This is a genomic window from Parviterribacter multiflagellatus, from assembly GCF_056863265.1.
Map to the genome: position 1 here is coordinate 64782 of NZ_JBXPIZ010000011.1, position 15961 is coordinate 80742.

17 protein-coding genes and 1 tRNA gene are annotated in these 15961 nt (G+C 71.5%); 12 read left to right on the top strand and 6 right to left on the bottom strand.

The features are described 5' to 3' along the window. Positions 1-31 precede the first annotated feature (31 nt). The 6 genes from AC1UE5_RS22505 to AC1UE5_RS22530 all read left to right on the top strand — a co-directional run bounded on the left by AC1UE5_RS22505 (position 32) and on the right by AC1UE5_RS22530 (position 3664). Positions 32-787 carry a hypothetical protein gene (locus AC1UE5_RS22505; RefSeq protein WP_482927808.1) on the top strand — a complete coding sequence of 252 codons (756 nt, stop codon included), beginning with the start codon at positions 32-34 and terminating at the stop codon, positions 785-787. Between the two features lie 65 nt (positions 788-852). After that, positions 853-942 (top strand) — tRNA-Ser (locus tag AC1UE5_RS22510). A gap of 73 nt (positions 943-1015) precedes the next feature. Further along, entirely contained in the window at positions 1016-1387 is a 372-nt protein-coding gene (locus tag AC1UE5_RS22515) for a hypothetical protein (RefSeq protein ID WP_482927810.1), read from the top strand. A 35-nt stretch (positions 1388-1422) separates the two neighbouring features. After that, positions 1423-2595 (top strand): tyrosine-type recombinase/integrase, encoded by a 1173-nt coding sequence (locus tag AC1UE5_RS22520; RefSeq protein ID WP_482927812.1) that lies wholly within the window; start codon positions 1423-1425, stop codon positions 2593-2595. Then, entirely contained in the window at positions 2592-3224 is a 633-nt protein-coding gene (locus AC1UE5_RS22525) for a hypothetical protein (protein ID WP_482927814.1), read from the top strand. The genes AC1UE5_RS22520 and AC1UE5_RS22525 overlap by 4 nt, the downstream gene beginning before the upstream one ends. Next, positions 3224-3664 (top strand): PIN domain-containing protein, encoded by a 441-nt coding sequence (locus tag AC1UE5_RS22530; protein WP_482927816.1) that lies wholly within the window; start codon positions 3224-3226, stop codon positions 3662-3664. Before AC1UE5_RS22525 ends, AC1UE5_RS22530 begins: the two co-directional genes overlap by 1 nt. Before the next feature lie 61 nt (positions 3665-3725). Here the strand turns inward: AC1UE5_RS22530 and AC1UE5_RS22535 are convergent, their stop codons facing one another. Together AC1UE5_RS22535 and AC1UE5_RS22540 are read right to left on the bottom strand one after the other, a co-directional pair. Further along, positions 3726-4154 (bottom strand): hypothetical protein, encoded by a 429-nt coding sequence (locus AC1UE5_RS22535; protein WP_482927818.1) that lies wholly within the window; start codon positions 4152-4154, stop codon positions 3726-3728. Beyond that, a complete protein-coding gene (locus AC1UE5_RS22540; protein WP_482927820.1) occupies positions 4151-8533 on the bottom strand; it encodes a DNRLRE domain-containing protein in 4383 nt (1460 codons plus the stop codon). Before AC1UE5_RS22540 ends, AC1UE5_RS22535 begins: the two co-directional genes overlap by 4 nt. A 412-nt stretch (positions 8534-8945) precedes the next feature. Here AC1UE5_RS22540 and AC1UE5_RS22545 point away from each other — a divergent pair, with 412 nt between their 5' ends. After that, positions 8946-9191: an NIPSNAP family protein gene (locus tag AC1UE5_RS22545; RefSeq protein ID WP_482927822.1), complete on the top strand. Its 246-nt coding sequence runs from the start codon at positions 8946-8948 to the stop codon at positions 9189-9191. Positions 9192-9267: 76 nt separating this feature from the next. On the opposite strand, the gene AC1UE5_RS22550 is transcribed toward AC1UE5_RS22545, so the two are convergent. Beyond that, on the bottom strand, positions 9268-10530 hold the full coding sequence (locus AC1UE5_RS22550; protein WP_482927824.1) for a PP2C family protein-serine/threonine phosphatase: 1263 nt from the start codon (positions 10528-10530) through the stop codon (positions 9268-9270). A 221-nt stretch (positions 10531-10751) separates the two neighbouring features. On the opposite strand from AC1UE5_RS22550, the gene AC1UE5_RS22555 reads away from it, so the two are divergent. From AC1UE5_RS22555 to AC1UE5_RS22565, 3 genes are all read left to right on the top strand, one after another. Next, positions 10752-11090, top strand: a complete 339-nt coding sequence (locus AC1UE5_RS22555) for a hypothetical protein (RefSeq protein WP_482927826.1) — start codon at positions 10752-10754, stop codon at positions 11088-11090. A gap of 91 nt (positions 11091-11181) precedes the next feature. Then, positions 11182-11526: a hypothetical protein gene (locus AC1UE5_RS22560; RefSeq protein WP_482927828.1), complete on the top strand. Its 345-nt coding sequence runs from the start codon at positions 11182-11184 to the stop codon at positions 11524-11526. 26 nt (positions 11527-11552) lie between these two features. Then, positions 11553-11888, top strand: a complete 336-nt coding sequence (locus AC1UE5_RS22565) for a hypothetical protein (protein WP_482927830.1) — start codon at positions 11553-11555, stop codon at positions 11886-11888. Positions 11889-11909: 21 nt separating this feature from the next. Here the strand turns inward: AC1UE5_RS22565 and AC1UE5_RS22570 are convergent, their stop codons facing one another. Genes AC1UE5_RS22570 through AC1UE5_RS22580 form a run of 3 tightly spaced genes read right to left on the bottom strand, consistent with a single transcriptional unit; the run spans position 11910 to position 14387 of the window. Further along, a complete protein-coding gene (locus AC1UE5_RS22570) occupies positions 11910-12932 on the bottom strand; it encodes an MBL fold metallo-hydrolase (protein WP_482927832.1) in 1023 nt (340 codons plus the stop codon). Positions 12933-12969: 37 nt separating this feature from the next. Next, positions 12970-14088, bottom strand: coding sequence for an amidohydrolase family protein (locus AC1UE5_RS22575; RefSeq protein WP_482927834.1), 1119 nt, complete (start codon positions 14086-14088; stop codon positions 12970-12972). Positions 14089-14147: 59 nt separating this feature from the next. Beyond that, positions 14148-14387 (bottom strand): hypothetical protein, encoded by a 240-nt coding sequence (locus AC1UE5_RS22580; RefSeq protein WP_482927836.1) that lies wholly within the window; start codon positions 14385-14387, stop codon positions 14148-14150. Positions 14388-14469: 82 nt separating this feature from the next. Between AC1UE5_RS22580 and AC1UE5_RS22585 the strand changes: the two genes are divergently transcribed. Continuing rightward, positions 14470-14892 carry a hypothetical protein gene (locus AC1UE5_RS22585; protein ID WP_482927838.1) on the top strand — a complete coding sequence of 141 codons (423 nt, stop codon included), beginning with the start codon at positions 14470-14472 and terminating at the stop codon, positions 14890-14892. Positions 14893-15028: 136 nt separating this feature from the next. After that, the gene (locus AC1UE5_RS22590) at positions 15029-15958 is read left to right on the top strand and encodes a fumarylacetoacetate hydrolase family protein (protein ID WP_482927840.1); all 930 of its coding nucleotides are present in this window, start codon (positions 15029-15031) and stop codon (positions 15956-15958) included. Positions 15959-15961: the final 3 nt, after the last annotated feature.

Genomic DNA, 15961 nt, shown 5'->3' on the forward strand with positions numbered 1-15961 from the left:
GGCGGTGGTCGCGACATGTCACGGTGGTGGGATGCCTTCCCGCCGTCTCACCTCCGTGCCCCTGTCCGCCGCCGTCGCTGCCGCTGCTCTCGCGCTCTCTGCCTGCGGGGGCGGGGACGAGCACACCGCGTCCGACAAGGCGTCCGGCATGAGCGTGACGGTGAAGGGCGACCAGGTCACGCTCAAGCGCACCGACAAGAGCGCGTCGGGGACGGGCAAGAAGGCCGGTCAGGTCTCGTGCACGGTCGACTACGCGAAGCTCGCGAAGGCGTCCGAGCTGCCCAACCCGGACACCGACTGGTACGCGGCGACGCTGATCACGTGGCCGGACAAGGGCAAGGAGACGACCGCGACGCTCTCGCACGAGCTCGACGGCAAGCCCGACCTCTGCATCGCCCAGTCCAGCGACCAGTCCGCGTCGGTCGTCGTGTACTTCGACCCGAAGGTGAAGACGGGCGTCGAGAAGCTGCAGGACGACCAGGCGCGCTCCCAGCAGGCCGAGCAGGCCGAGGCGGCGCTCCAGAGCGCGGCGCAGATGGCCGTCTCGGTGGTCGCCGACAAGAAGTTCCCCGCCGTCGACACGATCGTGACCTCCATGACCGGCCAGGGCCTCGTCGCGAAGAAGGCCGCCACGTCCGACGCCGTCACCGAGACGGGCACGATTTACGTCGTCATGGACGAGACGGACGACAAGGAGGTCGTGCTCGCGATGAAGGGCAAGGACGGCAAGATCACCACGGCGACCCAGAAGACCTCCGGCTCCCCCAAGATCGCGACGGCGAAGTAGCGGCGCGGGCGGCGGGGGAGCACGCGGCGCCGCTATCCTCCCTCGCCGTCCCGCAGGGATCCCGCGGAGGGGTGCCGGAGTGGTTGAACGGGGCGGTCTCGAAAACCGTTGTAGCGGTAACCCCGCTACCGAGGGTTCGAATCCCTCCCCCTCCGCCTCAGCACAGTGATCCCCAGCAGCCATCGGACTTTCTCGCACGCTGCTGGGCTGTGCTCGCAGGTTGGTCTTGTGCCGGTGGAAGCCGCCCAAGACCGCCTGAGCGGGGCGAGGACTGCCCCACAACTGCCCCACACCCTCCCCGCGCTGGTGGAGACGGGTGGGGTGGTTGAGGTGTCGCGCGACGTAGATGGCATGGCCGCCACGCGTCCCGCGTTCGAAGACCAGGGTGCTCATGTCGGCGCCGCGTTCGGTCGTCTCGCGCTCTCGAAGAGCGAGGCGGCTGACGCCCTCGGTGTCAGCGTCGACTTCCTGGAAGAGCACGTGATGCCCGAGCTGCGCATCGTCCGCCGCGGACGCCGGAGGTTGATCCCCGTGCGCGTGTTGGAGAAGTGGCTCGAGGAGAACGCAGCTCTTGCCGTGGAGGCTCGGCGCCGCGCCTGAGGGCGAGTGACCATCGCTCGTCCAAGAGGAACGGCATGCCCACTCGCAAGACCACGAAGAGCACGAAGCCGGCCCGGGTCACGGGCATCGAAGAGCGTCACGCGCGGACGTGCGCGAGCCGCGCCGGCGGTCGGTGCTCCTGCACCCCGCAGTTCCGCGCCGAGGTCTACGACCGGCGTGAGAAGCGGCGGCTGCGCAAGACGTTCGCGAGCAAGGCCGAGGCGAAGGCGTGGCGGGCGGACGCACAGTCCTCGCTCCGCCGCGGGGAGATCACCGCGGCGAAGAGCTCGACCCTGAGCGACGCGGCAGCCGCCTGGCTGAAGGGTGCCAAGGCCGGCGCGGTCCGCAACCGCTCCGGTGACGTCTACAAGCCGAGCGTGCTGCGTGGGTACGAGCAGGCCCTTCGCATCCGCGTGCTGCCCGACCTCGGCGCGACCTTGCTGACGGACCTCCGCCGCGGCGACCTGCAGGCGCTCGTCGACCGGCTGCTGGAGGACGGGCACAACCCGTCGACCATCCGCAACACGCTGCTGCCGGTGCGCGCGATCTTCCGCCGCGCGGTCGCGCGCGGCGAGGTGTCGGTGAACCCCACGCGAGGGCTGGAGCTGCCGGCGGTCCGGGGCCGGCGCGACCGGATCGCGTCGCCGGAGGAGGCGCGCCAGCTCCTCGACGCCCTGGAGCACGACCGCGCGTTGTGGGCGGCGGCGCTGTACTCGGGCCTGCGGATGGGGGAGCTGCGGGCGCTGCGGTGGGAGGACGTCGACTTCGACCGCGGGCTGATCCACGTCCGGCGGACGTGGGACGACCGCGAGGGCCCGGTCGAGCCAAAGTCGCGCGCGGGCCGTCGGAGTGTCCCGCTCGTCGGGCTCCTCCGCTCCGAGCTGCTGGCGCAGCGCCTCGCGTGCGCGTGGTCCGAGGGCCTGGTCTACGGGCGGTCGGCCACCTCGCCGTTCATTCCGCGGACGATCAACCTGCGCGCGAATCGCGCGTGGAAGGCGGCGGGCCTGACGCGGATCACGCTGCACGAGTGCCGCCACACCTTCGCGTCGATCATGATCGCGGCGAACATCAACGCGAAGGCGATGTCGGTCTACATGGGACACGCGAGCGTGATGGTCACGTTCGACCTGTACGGCCACCTGATGTCGGGCAACGAGAACGAGGCGGTCGGCCTGCTCGACGCGTTCCTCGCGCGGACGGCGGCGTGACGGTGGCGCAGATGGCGGTTCGTGCGCGACACTGGAGGGCGATGGAGTTCTCGGTCACCCTCGACGGCGACCCGGAGGTCGCAGGCACGCTGCCGGCGGCGGATGTCGTCCGCCTCCTCGCGTCGCTCGACGCGGCCGTGCAGCACGTCCTGACGACGGCGATCCTCGTGCACTCGTCGATCGCGGCCGAGCTAGGGGTGGCCGGAGTCGAAGATCGACAGCTCACGCTCACCGCGAACGGCCGCGCGTCGGTCGCCTTGGACGCGCTGCTGCACGCAGGGGATGAGGACGCGGATCCGCGGGTGGCGCAGACGCTCATCGGCCTGGCCGCGAGTATCGGCGTCGGAGAGCGATACCGCACAGTCGTCCTACGCCGTTCGAGCGACGGCGACGAGGTGCGGCTCGACGCGGACTTCGTTCGTCGGCTGCGGTCGCCGGGCGCACCCGAAGTGGGCGTTCCGTCCGCGCTCGCGGAGGCGAACGCGGCCTTCCACGCCCGGCCGACCCTTGCGGAGCTGGCCGAGCGCCAGGGCGTGGCGGGTCCCGTGGACGTTGCCCGTCTCTACGACGCCGAGGCGTCCGACGAGGAGCGCGACGCGTTCATGGCCGCCATCGCCGAACTCGGCTAGTGCTCCCGCACGAGGTTCCGGCCGGGGCGCTCGCGATCGACACCGACGCCTTCTCCGCGGTCCACTGGGGCCGCGGACGGCAGGCGGAGTTCTCGGCGTTGATCGACGGGCACGAGCTGGCGATGCCGTTCCCGGTCGTCGGTGAGCTGTGGGTCGGAGCGATTCGCGCCGGCCTCGGCGAGCGGCGACGGGCGTTGCTCGAGACGGACGTCGACTGCGATCTGCCGCCCGAGACGTGGCACCTCATGGCTGCGCCCGAACTCGCTCACCGGGGCGGCACTGCGCATCCCGCAGCAATTCGCGCAGTGCTCACGGTGAGCGGCTGCGGCACACACCTGACCCGTGAGGGGGTCGCAGGTGTGATCCGCGTGATCGAGCGGGCCGAGCCTCGAACGGATTTGGGGCAAGACCAGGGTTCGCTTCGCGGCGACGGGGTCTAGGCGCTCAGCGCGAGATCCGGTGGGGCCATCTCCTCGTTCCTCAGGCGATGGCGGTTTCAGGTCAGAGGTCCCCGGTGTCGAAGTCCAGGATGACGTCGAACCGGGCGCCCGGGGCGAGCGTGACCTGCCGAGGCGGTGGGGGTTCGGCTCGACGGACGCCGTGCGGGCGGGGGCCGGTGCTCACCTTGTACGTGCCGGCCGGGAGGGACGGAATCGCTCGGCCATCGGCACCGGTGCTGAGCTTCAGCACGCGCCGTCCGTCATCGGCCCGGTGAACCATGACGGTGGCCGCGACGGTGCGGTACGTGCAGCGGGGGAGGCGCGATCGCGTCGTCGTCGGGGGGTCGCAGTTGAACGGGCCGAGGAACGTCGCGACGCTCAGGGTCGCCCGTGGCGCGTCGGGCGTCGGCCCGCCGCGCGTTCCCGCGACGGCGATCGCGGGAGCGAGCGTGGCGACGGCGACGAGCGCGATGGCGGGGCGACGTGTCATGGCGATGGCTGCAGCGCGAAGTTGTGCGTGCGGTACCGCCTGGCGAGAGGCACGCCCGTGACCGGGGGGTCGAAGCGATCGTAGGGGATGTCGGCGTTGGTGCCCACGTACATGTTGGTACCCCAGATGACGCCGTCGTTGCTCGGATCTGGTGTCGCCGCCGCGTAGTCGCCCCAGCGGCAGACGCCGCCTCGCGGCCTGCAACCTCGTTGATCGAGCGAGACGAAGCCGCCGGTCTCGTTCAGACGCGAGGTCTCCACGATGATCTGGCTTCCGAGCATGGTGTTCGCGAGGTCGGTGGAGCGCCGGGAGCGGGCGTGGATCTGCACGGCCAGGTCGGCACGAGCGACGTTGTAGTGGATGGCGGCGCTGCGGCCGGTGCGGTCGGGGCTGACGGCGCCGTTGAAGACGAACGTGTTCGTGCCGCCGCCTTCGACTTGGCTGCTGTCGACGGTTCCGACCTGGAGGGTCCCGCCTGCTCCGGTCCCGGGCGGTGGGGCGAACTGGTACCAGCGGGCGACGCTTCTGCGGGGCGTTCCGTCGGCCGGCGAGGCGATGGTGTGCTGCGTCCAGATCTGGTACTGGCCGGTGTCGGCGTTGCGCACACCGACGGCCTGGTAGAGGCGGCTGTCGAGCGTGCTGACCGGGATGGAGTCGTTCTGGGGGACGTCGGGCGGCACCGAGAACTGGGGGACGTTCGTCACCCGCGCGACGCGGTTGCGCAGGTACGGCTTGCTGCGGGTGCCGAGGACGCGCCAGCTGAAGAGCCTGGTTCCGGCGGCGCCGGTCTGGCCGTTGATGTCGTTCTCAGCGGCGATGACGTATCCGCCGCGCGAGCCTGCCGTGGCGTTGATGACCGGGACCGGGGTCCACGCGCGCGGGGCGGGTGTGGCGAGGCGGTTGAAGCGGGCCATCCGGCGTTGCCGTTGCGTGGGGCAGGTCGTCTCGCCGCTCCGTGGCTTGGCGGTCACCAGCAGCCGCGAGAACGCGTAGGCGTCGTCGGTCTCGGTGCCCGGGTCGCCCTGGTCGAAGACGTTGCTGCCGATGATGATGTGGTTGCGGCTGACCGCGAGCTTGGGGTAGTCGTCTTGGAGTCGCGTCGCGCCGCGCATCCGGAGCGTGCACCAGTTGTCGCGCAGGAGCCCGCTCGGCGACGCGGTGCGCGACCAGCCGAACACGATGGTGTTGTTGCGCTGGCGGTCGCCGTCGGGTGTGGCGGCGGCTGCGTAGAAGAACCGGCGGGACTCGGGGTCCCACGTGACCTGCGGGTCGTAGACGTCGTCGAGGCCGGTGAAGCTCGAGAGATGGCGCTGGCTGATCAGCGCCATTGTCGACCGGTTGTAGAGCCCGATCCGGTTGTTGACCATCTGGACGTAGCTGCCCTCGCCGATCGCGCCGGTCGGGTCGGGCGGGACGCTCGTGCTCATGAGGCCGAGGCCTTCGAGGTTGTTCCACAGCACGGTGCGGGTCGGCGTTCCGGTCGCTTGAGCGATTGTCGCGCTGGCGCCGGTGCTCTTCGCCGCGGTCAGGGCCGTCGCGTTGTAGCTGCGGGGTGCGAGATCCTGCCACGCGCGTGTGGGAGCCGGGATCTCGACGGTCTCGTCGGAATCGATCTGCTCGCTCGGGGCGATGGACGCGGTGGAGCCGGCGACGACCGGACGCAGGGTCTGTGTGCGTGTGCTTCCGGCGAAGCTCGTGGCGATGACCTTCACGGTGCGGGCCCCGGGAGCGAACTCCTGCGGGTCCATCGTCCACGTCCGGGTCAGGACGCATGTGGTGCAGGTCTGCTCGACGAAGTCCTCGCGCTCGTCGTCGACCAGCACCTCGAGGCTCTTGGTTCCGGCGGGCGCGCTGAGTGTCAGCGGATAGGTGGACGTGCCGTCGTCCGCGAGGGTCGCAGTCGTCGTCAAGGTGCCGCCGAGCGTGACCGTCGGCGGGTTGGTGCCGCTGACGGTGTGGGTGATCTCGCGGTTGTGGTTCCAGAAGTGCTCGGTGACCTTGCCGTCGGGCGCTGTGACCGCGGTCTTGCCCGTGCTCGGGGTCAGCTGGGTGTAGGCGAAGCGCGTGGTCGGGCCATCGACGGTCGCGCCCGGCGCTCGCGTGGTGTAGGAGGCCACGGCGCGTGAGGCGTTGAACGACGTGTAGGAGAACCGGATCTCGCTGCCGTCAGGCCGGGTGATCTTCGTCAGCCAGCGCTCGCCGCCGTTGGCGTAGGGCTCGACGTACTCGTAGCGCGTGATCTTGCCGTCGGGTGCGGTGTACGTCGTCAGGCTGTCCTGCGCGTTGTAGCCGTAGCTGTAGACCTTGCCGTCCTCGGTCTCGATCCGCTCGGTGCGTCGGTGGCCTGCGCTGTACTCGAAGAACCACTTCGTCCAGCGGCCGGAGGGATCGACTGCGGTGCCCTCGATCGCGCGGTTGTCGGCGTCGGTGGTGTAGTTCCACGTGGTCTCGCGTCCGGTGCCGTCGATGTACCGCGAGAGCACCCGGCCGGTCCCTGGGAAGACGAACTGCTCGTTCGTCTCGGTGAACGTCACGATGTACTCGCCGCCGGCGGCGCGGACCGTCGCGTCCGCCTGCTCGGCCTTGCCGTAGGTGCCGTCCGGCCGGAGCGGGAAGCGGATGACGGAGCTGGTCGGCCCGCGGAACCCGAGCGCCCCATCGGGGTACGCATTGAGGGTCACGTCAACCCCGCTGACGTCGCTGGTCCAGCTTCGTCCGTGGCTCCATGCGCCCCACCACACGCTGTTGAACACGCGTGAGAGCGGCATGTTGTCCGGTGCCGACACGTCGGGCTGGCGGTCGAACTCGTTGATCATCAGGTTCCCGGTGCCGAGGTTGACGGCGATCGGCGGTGCGTTGCGAGATGCCTGCATGTCGGGCTGATCGCCGGCGACGATGCCGCGATCCGAGGTCCACCAGGTGTAGCCCGGAAGCGTGCCGTTGCGGTGCTCGTAGCGGATCTGCAGGTACGGGATCCGGTCCGCCTGTCCGGTGCTCTTGACGAAGTCGTAGCGGTTGAGCGGCGTGGCGCAGCACTCGTCGATCATCACGCCGTGATTCGGCGTCACGCCGGTCACCCACTTCTCGGCGAGCGGCTTGAGGTCGCGCCAGACCGTCCACCCGGAGGTGGGCACGACGGTGCCCGAGATGAACGAGCCGACCGAGCCGCCGGTCCAGGTCGCGGCGCCGTCGGGGCGGTTCCATGTCGCAGCTGTGGTCCAGGCGCGGTTGAGCTCGTGGACGTGCAGTGGCGCCTGGGAGGTGTTCAGGCGCCCTTGCAGGTAGAGGCCGAGGTCGGCGGCGAGCACGATCGACTCGGCGGTGACGGATCCCGCGACGTCGAACTTGAGCAGTGCGTTGTGGCGGCGTTCGGGTGAGTCGCTCTCCTTGCCGATGCGCAGGTAGGTGAGCGCGTCGTATCGCGTGTCGGGCGTGTCGCTGCGGATGAACGTCTCCTGCGTGGTGCCCTTCATCACCGACCACCCGTTGACGTAGGTCGTGGTGGGGTCGACCATGACGGGGAACTGCCGGTCTGGCGCGTTGAGCCAGGCGCGGTCGACGGCCAGGGTGACGGTCAGCTCGTCGCCGCGACGCGAGAGCGTGTAGGCGGGTGCCGCGCTGCCGCCGGCGACGCGGCCGGCGGCATCGATGATGAACGGTGGCTCGAAACGGAAGAGGGTGTCGGAGCCTCGACGGAACTCGATCCGGCCGTCGTCCGTCGAGCGCGCGCGAAGCCCGTCGCTCATCGAGACGCGGTATTCGAACGATGCCGTTGCGCGCGGACTGTCGAGCGTCAGGGTCTCCTTCACGCCGGTGTTGACCGCCTGGTACTCGAGGTCGACTCCGGGCAGCGCGTCGTCGTAGCGCACCGTGTCGTCCGTGACCTTGACGCCGCGACCCGAAGCGGCGGTCAGGCCGAACTGCACCCAGGCGTCGCCACCTGACACGCGAACGCCGCGGTCGGCGGTGTCGGGAAGGTCGGCGCGGAAGGCGTTGCCCTCGTTGCGGTACGCGACGCCGGGCGCAGAGGAGCGGACGAGGTCCCCGTTGATGCGCTCGAACCGTCCGCTGCGGCGGTAGTTGACCGGACCGGCGTACGTTCGGGTGATCTCCTGCCCGTTCGGGAGCGCCCACGTTCGAGTGGTCTCCGTGCGCGCGTCCGGAAGCTCCTGAGCTCCGGGAGGCAGCTCAGCGCCTTGCGGCGTCGGCGCGGCGGGCTGCGGGTTGGACGGTCCACCGGTGCCAGGGGCAGCTGTCGGCGTCAGCCCGAAGACCGCGACTGCCGAGAGGACGGCCGCGAGCGTGGCGCCGAACGCGCGTCGCGCAGGGGTCCTCGGATCCCGGTCGTCCCGGTTGCGCTGCGACCCGCGTCCCTCCATGGCGAGACCCCTTCTGCTCGATCACCGGCGGACGACGTGCCCGCCGGCCGTGAGACCACTCGAATGCAGGTGACGCGCTCATAGCGTGGTAGGCATTGCACGGGTTTCGGACCGGATCTCGGTCGATCGGCGGCCGCCGGTAGAAATCGTGACGTGTTTGGCGCTCCGTGCTGGCTGGGAGGTCGTCACGGCAGGGTCGCCAGGCGAGCGAGCGTGGAGCGATGGCTCATGCGACCCCTCGCCGCGCCCGGGCGGGGGCGGGAGGAGCGATCCGGTGGTGTCGATCAGGCGATTGCAGCGCTCCAGGCTTCGGCGCGCGACTGTCCCAAATCGTGCCCCACAGACCGCCCGAGGTGTCGTAAAATGGCTTGAACACGGGGCGTACGGCAGGCTCGCCGAGTTCAACGAGGCGATGGTCGTGATCAAGCGCGTGATGGAGGACCGCGGCGGCTGGAGGCTCGTCGGCGCGTGGTCGACGCTCGTCGGCGACCTCCACGAGGTCCACGACCTCTGGGAGGTCGAGGACGCCAACGCGGTGCCCAGCGGCTTCGCGGCGGCGTTCGAGGACCCGGAGTTCGCCGCGGCGTCGGCCAGCCTCGCCGACATCGCCGACCGGGAGGTGCTCTCGATCGTCACGAAGACGCCGTACAGCGCCTGAGCCCTCTCGGGAGCGGTGACCCCGCTCTGTGCACCGTGGCGTGGGGAGACGCATGGCGTCCGGCCCCTTCGGCGTGTCAGCCGTCGAGGACCGTCTCGGGCAGGACGCGGTCCTGGGTGCCGCGGCGCCACTCGACGAGCAGCGCGGTGGCGTCGTCGCGCAGCTTGCCCTCGCCGCGCTCGATGATCGCCTCGCGCAGGCGCCGCAGCGTCTCGGGGGCGGCCTCGCCGCCGCTGGCCTGGCGTTCGATGAACTCGGCGAGACGCTCGGTGGTGAAGAGCCGGCCGTCGGGGCGGCGCGCCTCGGTGAGGCCGTCGGTGTAGAAGAGGATCATGTCGCCGGGTTCGAGGGACTGCGCGCCGACCGCGACCGGCCGATCGGACCAGCCGAGCCCCGTCGGCGGCGACGGCTGCGCCACGAGCTCCTTGACGTACCGGCCGCGGCGCAGCAGCAGCGGCGCGGGGTGCCCGGCGCTGATCCAGCGCAGGTGGCCGGTCGTGACGTCGAGCTGGGCCAGGCAGGCCGTGACGTAGCGACTGCTCGGGTACTGCTCGACGACCTCGGTGTCGATGGCCCGGTAGGTCGCCGGGAGGTCGTCGCCCAGGCGGCGCGCGTGCCGGTAGGCCGAGAGCGCGAACGTTGTGACGCCGGCGGCGGCGAGGCCGTGCCCGACGCCGTCGAAGATGCCCAGGTGGAGGACGTCGCGGTTGAGCGCGTAGTCGTACGCGTCGCCGCCGATGTCGTAGGCGGGTTCGAGGATCGCGGAGAGGACGAAGTCGTCGGTCGCCAGGGTCGAGGGCGGCACCAGCTCCCGCAGCAGCTCGGTGGCGGTCGTCATGGGCGCGCGGCGGCGCAGCAGCTCGAAGACGTCGCTGTACGGGTCCTTGGTGACGATGAGGCTCGCGACGAAGTGCGCGTACCGCTCGAAGAGCGCGATGGCGTGTTCGGGCAGCTCGTCGGGATGCTGCTCGACGGTCATCTCGACCACTCCCAGGCGCTCGGTGCCGTCGAGCAGCGGGAGCCAGACACGCCTGCCCGTCTCCGTCGGGGTGTCGAGGATCGTCCCGCCGGTGTAGGAGCGGCCGCCGACCGTGCCGCCGATCGCCAGCGGCTCGCGGTCGTCGGCGCCCGGCCCCGGCACGGGGACGAGCACCGTCTGCTCGTAGTCGACCACGTAGATCACGAGGCCGGCGACGCCGATGGAGCGCGCCTCCTCGGCGACGACGGTGCTGAGGTCGTGAGCGCCGCTCAGATGCGTTCGCCGCAGCACTTCGAGCAGCGCGAGCCCGGCGCCGGCGGCGAGCTCGGACTCAGACAGCTGGCTGATCGGGGTCGGCATCGCCCGACGACCGTAGTGGTTGACCGACGAGAACGGCGTCACAGCGCTGATCGTCGATCCGTCAACGCCCGCGAACGCGCCAAAGTCGTCCGCTCAGGCCGGTTGCGGGGTAGGCCCACGGCTCGCCGGTTGCGTGAGCGGGCCGCCCTGAGAGGGGCATGGACAGGTCTGCGGGGCATCGTCACCGGCGTGTCCCGAACTCCTCTGGAAGGACCCTGATCATGGCTACCACGCCTGGCACGACCGGCGCCGCTTCGACGCGCGAGAGCCGCTTCGACCGCGATGCGCCTACGGGCCGTCGCACGCCCGCCCGCCTGTCGACCGAGACCAAGCACTCGTCCAAGACGAGCGAGCTGTACGCCTACATCGCCGCCACGGCCGGCGTGCTGATCGCCGGCCTGCTCACCAAGGCGGGCGACGGCCACGACGATCGCCTGCAGGCGGACGAGACCTGGCTGATCGTCGGGATCCTCACCGTCGGCTACATGCTCAGCCGCGGGCTCGCCAAGTCCGGCAGCCGCGACCCGTACTTCGACGGCGGTTCGAACTCCGAGCGGTAGCGGCCGCACTCGGGGAGGTCGTCGTCCCGGGCCTGGCGGCCCGCCTACCGCATCGCGTGTCGGATCGGTGCCGGCCGAGCACTACGGTCCCATGGGCGACGACCTCACCCTGACGGCGACGGAGTTCGTCGCGGCGTCCGTCGTGGCGGACGCGGTGGCCACGGGTGACTGGAGCGCGCTCAGGCACCTCATCCACTGCGGCGAGGTGGAGACGGCGCGGGAGGTCCTGCGCGTGGTCGCCGAGCTCGACCTCGAGGACCTGGTCGACCTCACGGTCCAGTCGATGGGGCGGGAGCATCGCGAGCCGGCCGGCTCCGTCCCGATGCGCGAGGCGATCGCCCGCGGGCGCAAGGCGCGGAACCAGGCCCGCGCCGTGCGCAAGCAGGCTGAGGCGACGCGCGAGCGCGCCGCGGCAGGCCGCCGAGGGCGGCGCTGAGCGAGCCGGGCGGTCCGGGGCCCCCAGTGGCCCTCGCGGAGGAGATCCGGCATGATCGCCGGGTGGCCGGTTCACCTCGACGCCATCTGGACGCAGCCGCTCGGCACGACAGGGCCGCGGTCACCCATGACACGTCCGCGGCGTTCTGGAAGGAGCGCGGGGATGCCGAGCGCGCGGCGCTGCATCGCGACGCGGCCGCCCATGAGCGCGCCGGCGCGGCGTTGGAGCGCCGCTGGGCGAAGCTGATCGCGGCCAGCGACGCAGAGGACGCCGACAGGGAGCAGGCCGCCATCGATCGCGCGCACGCGGAGACGCAGCGTGGAGTCGACGATGCCGAGGGTGGGCCGCGCCCCATCGCGTAGCTGCCCCCGGACCCGGCCGGCTCAGACGACCATCAGGTCCTTCGAGACGATGACGCGACCGTCGTAGTGCGGCTTCAGGTACGCCTGCCACGCCTCGTCGGTGATGAGCGGATTGCCCGGCGTCAGGTGGTAGAGGACGACCGTGCCGACGCCGGCCGAGTTCGCGACGCGGGCGACGCCGGGCGCGTCGGTGTGGTTGCCCACGACGTGCTCGATGAACTTCTTGGCGACCTTCTGCGCGCGGAGGCGGTCGAGCACGATGTCGCGGTGGACGATCTCGTGGAAGACCGCGTCGGCGCCCATGCAGAACTCGGCGAAGCGGTCGCCGGTGGAGCCGCGGTCGCCGCTGAAGACGACGTCGACGTCCGCGGTCTTGATGCGGTAGCCGACCGACGGGACGTCCCCGTGCTTGACGCGGATGGCGTGCACCTCGACCTCGTCGGTGTCGTAGATGGCCTTCGACTTGCGCGGCGGCGCGAACTGGTGCCAGCGCGCGAACGTGCCGAAGCGCGGCGTCTGCGCCAGCGGGCCGTGCTGGTCGTCGAGGGAGATCCGCACGCCGCGCGCGAAGTGGCGCTCGTAGTCGGCGATGCCGGTCGGGCCGTACACGTCCATCCGCCGGTCGTCGTCGCGCGTGCTGCGGCCCGAGGTCCACGAGTAGTAGACGGTCTGGCCCAGCTCGGACACGTGGTCGAAGTGGCAGTGCGTGATGAGCACCCGGCGGACCTGCGACAGGTCGTACCCGGCCTCGACGACCCGGTGCGTGCTCCCGCAGCCGCAGTCGAGGACGGTCACCTCGCCGGCGACGTCGATGAGGACCGACGTCCCGCACCGACGATCCGCGCCGACCAGCCGGGTGATCTGCTGGCCGCCCAGCGACCCGAGCACGACGATCTTCGTGCGCCCGCGCGACACGACCGGCGCGGGGGCCGTCACCGGCGGCGTCTCCTGGGCGGCGGCGCCGGGCACCCGCGCCACGGCCATGCCGGCCGTCGCGGCCGCCGCGGACTGCAGGACGCCGCGCCTCGTCAGACCCTTGCTCATGGGACTCCTCTCTCTCCTCTGCGGCCGGTGGCCGCGTTCAGGACCGTGGGACCGCGCGTGCGACGCGGGGGAACTCGCGGACGGCGTTGCGGCGGTCGATCCGCCGTCGCTCGTCGTCGTCGAACACCTCGCCGAGCGCGGGTGCCGGATCGCGCCTGGCGGGGTCGAAGCTGCGGGCGGCGAACGGCCAGTCGCTGCCGAAGAGCAGCTGCGCCGGGCCGGCCAGGGCGGCGATCGACGCGAGCTCCGGCGCGTCGGCGACGAGCGCGGTGTCGTACCGCTGGCGGGCCAGCAACCTGGCGGGCGACGCCCCGGTGAGGCTCGCGCTCCCGGCGGGCAGCCCGAGCGCCTGGCCGAACGGCTTGGCGTTGGCGGCCAGCACGGCCAGGCGGGCGCGGATCATCGTGATCGCGCCGCCGGCGTGGGCGAAGTGCCAGCGGATGCGCGGCCAGCGCGTGAACGCGCCGTTGAAGAGCAGCGAGACGATCGCCCGCGTCGTGTCGAAGGGGTACTCGGCGACGAAGTCGGGCACCGCGTAGCTGGGCTTGTCGCCGTTGGCGACCGAGGTCGGGTGCACCATGACCCACGCCTTCCGCGCGTCGAGCGCCGAGAGCAGCGGCGCGTTCGCCGGATCGCCGAGGTAGCGGCCGGCCGCGCTCGACAGCAGCCCGACGCCGTCGAGCTTCAGCGTGTCCAGGCAGTGGATCGCCTCGGCGGTCGCCCCCTGCACGTCGCGGAGGTTCACGACGCCGAACGCCCCGAACCGCTTCGGGTGCTGCCGGACCACGTCCGCGACCTCCTCGTTGACCTGCCGGGCGAGGGTGTTGGCGGCGGTGTCATCGGCGATGAAGGACACGCCCGGGTCGGAGACCGAGAGCATCTGCATGGCGATGTCGTGCTGATCCATGAACTCGAGCGCCAGGCGCGGGGACCAGTCGGGCACCGGGATGCGGTGGAAGGCGGTGATCCCCGCGGCGGCCAGAGCCTCGCGGTACGCGGGGACGAGGCTGTGCGCGTGGACGTCGACGCGGTGCCGCTCGACGTACCGCCGCCGTTTCGCCGCAGCGGCCGCTCCGCCGGTCGTCGCGATGGCGACGGTCGCGGCGGTCCCGCCCAGGAACGCCCGGCGGGTGGCGCGCGAGCGCTGTTCGTGCAACTGACCCTCTCCTCCTGTGACCTGGCGCAGGCCGCTTCGAGCCCGCGCTCCGGCCGAGCCTACACATTGCTGATGAGTTCATCAACTGTGCTGAAGACATCACCGTCGCACGTCGAGGTGATCACGACGTCAACCTTGAGGGCGATCGCAGCCCGGCGATAGCCTCGATCCATCGCACCCGCCTCCGACACGCCCGCCCCGACCCGCCGAGCACGGCGGAAGGCCGAGACGCGCGCCAAGCTCGTCGAGGCGGCGCGGGCGCTGTTCGCCCGGCAGAGCGTCGACTCGACCTCGATCAACGAGATCACCGAAGAGGCCGACGTCGGCTTCGGCTCCTTCTACAACCACTTCGAGAGCAAGGACGCGATCGCCGCGGCGGTGGTGGAGGACGCGGCGGCCGAGATCGCCGCGTCGATCGAGCGCGCGACCGCGGACGTCGAGGACCCGGCCGAGGTCGTCGCGATCGCGCACCGGGCGGTGATCGCCCGGGCGGTGAGCGACCCGAGCCTCGGCTGGCTGATGGTGCGGCTCGAGGTGAGCCACGACCTCGTGTTCGGCGTGCTCGGGCCGTACGCGGCCCGCGACTTCCAGCGCGGGGTGGACGCCGGTCGCTTCGACGTGGAGGACCCGGGCGCGGCGCTCATCGCCTCCGGGGGCGCCCTGCTCGGCATCGTCCGCGCGATCCTCCAGGAGCGTGCGACGCCGGCGTCGGCGGTGGCACATGCAGCAGGGATCCTGCGCATGTTCGGCGTGCCCGCGGCCGAGGCGCGGGAGATCGCCTCGCGCCCGCTCCCCGTCGTCTGACGCCTTCGCGGTCCGGCGGTGCTCGGCGTGCGGCCGCCCCGGCTGGCGCGTGCTCCCGCCACCCGTGTCGGCGGCGCGAACACGATGGGAAGATCGAGATTGACGACGTCATCAGCTTCGCGCTACGGTTGCCCCCATGAGACTCCGCACGACCGCGAACGGCCTCATCGCGCAGCCGACGCCGGGGGAGGGGTGGGTCCGCGTTCCGGGGAACGGCGACCTGCTGGCGTTCCTGGCCGAGGGCGAGCCGGCACGCGCCCGCGCCCGGGCCGCGACGGAGGCCGCCGACCCGGCCGAGGCGGTGCTGCCGTTCCGCCCCCGGTCGATCCGCGCCTTCATGCTGTGGGAGTCGCACGTCGTCGCGTCGAGCCGGATGCTCGTCAAGAACTTCTTCCCGGCGCCGGCGTGGAAGGCCGTGTCGACCTTCGAGCGCGTCACCGGCAGGACGTTCCCGAAGCTGAAGCCGAACGCGCGGTTCCGCGAGGCGCCGACGTTCTACGTGGCGAACCACACGTCCGTGCTGACTGACGGGGACGAGATGTGGTGGCCGTCGCACACCAAGGCGCTCGACTTCGAGCTCGAGCTGGCGTGCGTCCTCGCCAAGCCGCTCGTGGACGCGACGCCCGAGGAGGCGCTCGACGCCGTCGGCGGGTGGTTCGTGCTCAACGACTGGAGCGCGCGCGACGTCCAGGCCGACGACGCCCGGCGCAACGTCTTCGGGCCGGTGGTGAAGGCCAAGACCTTCGCGAACTCCATCGGGCTCGACGTCCTGACGGCCGACGCGCTGCCGGACTGGACGGCCGCGACCGGGCGCGTGCGCGTGGACGGGGAGCTGTGGTGCGAGGGCGCGACGGCGGATCCCCAGCACGGGCTCGGCGAGATGCTCGCGTACGCGTCGGCCGGCGAGCGGCTCGACGCCGGTGACGTCATCTCGACCGGGACCATGCCGGGCTGCTGCGGGCTCGAGCTCGACCGGTGGATCCGGCCGGGGCAGACCGTGGAGCTCGAGATCGACGGCATCGGCACGCTCGCCAACCGCGTGAGCGCCACCGCGGTGCCCGTGTAGCGC